This window comes from Roseococcus sp. GW821-FHT12F05, assembly GCF_058806835.1.
Genome location: NZ_JBXAQB010000047.1, coordinates 1 through 1,972, shown reverse-complemented (window position 1 = coordinate 1,972; position 1,972 = coordinate 1). Strand labels below are relative to the sequence as shown.

At 64.5% G+C, this 1,972-nt stretch carries 2 protein-coding genes; both read left to right on the top strand.

Annotated features, from left to right (window positions below):
• The first annotated feature begins 212 nt into the window (after window positions 1-212).
• Window positions 213-1,484, top strand: a complete 1,272-nt coding sequence (locus AC1ROY_RS34005; RefSeq protein ID WP_493153387.1) for a site-specific DNA-methyltransferase — start codon at window positions 213-215, stop codon at window positions 1,482-1,484.
• Window positions 1,477-1,896 carry a hypothetical protein gene (locus tag AC1ROY_RS34000; RefSeq protein WP_493153386.1) on the top strand — a complete coding sequence of 140 codons (420 nt, stop codon included), beginning with the start codon at window positions 1,477-1,479 and terminating at the stop codon, window positions 1,894-1,896. The genes AC1ROY_RS34005 and AC1ROY_RS34000 overlap by 8 nt, the downstream gene beginning before the upstream one ends.
• Window positions 1,897-1,972: the final 76 nt, after the last annotated feature.

Below are 1,972 nucleotides of genomic sequence, written 5' to 3'. Positions count from 1 at the left end.
ATGCCGTGGTGCTGGGCCGCCAGCGACAACGGCTGACCGTCACGCACGAGCCATAAGGGCCTCGTCGCCGCGCTTACAGTCCTTCTCATAGTCCATCAAGTGCACTTTGGAACGGGAGCAGAGCTTTAATTTGGCTTCATGGTTATTTTCGCTCTTGCAAAGCCGAAGCCGGGCTAGCAGGTCCTAATGTGTTCTTCCCGAGGATCTGACCATTGGCCGAAATTGCGGACGCTACCTTCCCGCCCTACAAACTCGCGCCGGTCGCGTCGCTGATTCCGTACGGCCGAAATGCCCGCACGCACTCCCCCGGGCAGGTCGCACAGATCGCGGCCTCGATCCGTGAATTCGGTTGGACCAACCCGATCCTTATTGACGGCGAGCGCGGCGTGATCGCGGGACACGGCCGTCTCCTCGCTGCTCGTCAGCTCGGCATGACCGAGGTGCCGACGCTCGAGCTCTCCCACCTTACGCCGAACCAGCGACGCGCCTACGTCCTGGCCGATAACCGTCTGGCGCTATCCGCGGGTTGGGACGAGGACCTGCTGCGCCTTGAGTTGACCGAGCTGGGCGCAGAGGGTTTCGACCTGACGCTCACCGGCTTCGACGATGTGGAGCTCGTGAGCTTTCTCGCCAATCCCAACGCCGGCTTGGTCGATCCTGACGAGATTCCGCCTGTCCCCGAGGTTCCCGTCTCACGCGAGGGCGACGTGTGGCTGCTGGGCCGGCACCGGCTGGCCTGTGGCGACAGCACCGACTCTGCCGTGGTCGAGGCCGTGCTTGCCGGCGTGACCCCTCACCTGATGGTCACCGATCCGCCTTTCGGCGTGAACTACGATCCTGCCTGGCGCAACGCCGCATTGCCTGGATCGAATACCGCGCGCACGGGCAAGGTGCTCAACGATCACCGGGCGGATTGGCGGGAGGCCTGGGCGCTCTTCCCCGGCGATGTCGCTTACGTCTGGCACGGGGCGCTCCATGCCGTGACGGTGGCCGAGAGTCTTGGCAGCTGCGGCTTCGAGATTCGTGCCCAGATCATCTGGGCCAAGGAGCGCCTGGTGATGGGCCGCGGGCACTACCACTGGCAGCACGAGCCCTGCTGGTACGCTGTCCGCGGGGGGGCGACCGGTCGTTGGAGCGGCGACCGCAAGCAGACCACGCTGTGGCAGATCTCAAGCCGGGATCAGGACGCTGAGACGACGCATGGCACTCAAAAGCCCGTGGAGTGCATGCGCCGGCCAATCGAGAACAACTCCTCGCCGGGCCAGGCGGTCTACGAGCCATTCAGTGGCTCCGGCACCACGATCATCGCGGCAGAGCAGACCGGTCGCTCGTGCCATGCCATCGAGCTGTCGCCGGCTTACGTCGATGTTGCGGTGTTGCGGTGGCAGGCCTTCACGGGCGAAGCCGCGGTCTTAGAGAGCAGCGGCATGAGCTACGACGAGGCCGAGGCCGCCAGCGTCCCCACTGGCTTTGTGGATGGATGACGTGGCGCAGGGCGAGCGCTTTGATCCGACCGACGACCAACGCCGCCTGGTGAAGATGATGTCTGGCTGCGGCATCCCCCAGGCCGATATCGCAAAGTACCTCCGCATCGACGTGAAGACGCTTCGCAAGCACTTCCGCGATGAGCTGGACCTTGGAGCGATCGAGGCGACGACGAAGGTCGCGCAGTCCCTTTACCGCATGGCGACGGAAGGCAAAAACACGGCGGCGGCGATCTTCTGGATGAAGGCCCGCGCTGGCTGGCGCGAGAAGCACGACATCGAGATCAGCGGGAAGGACGGTGGCGCCATCACCGGCATCGGGATCGTGACCGACGATCCAGCTGAAGCCGCCCGCGCCTACCAGCGCATCGTGAGCGGCTTTAGGGAGCCGTCCGACGACCAAGAAGAATGATCGCAGCATGTTCACGACCGACCAACGACCGTTGATCGGTGGTGAACAGGGCTGGCTGCAATTGGCCTAACATGGG

Coding starts and splice junctions, on each gene's coding strand:
- AC1ROY_RS34000 (WP_493153386.1), top strand. CDS start 1,477: ATGGATGACGTGGCGCAGGGCGAGCGCTTTGATCCGACCGACGACCAA.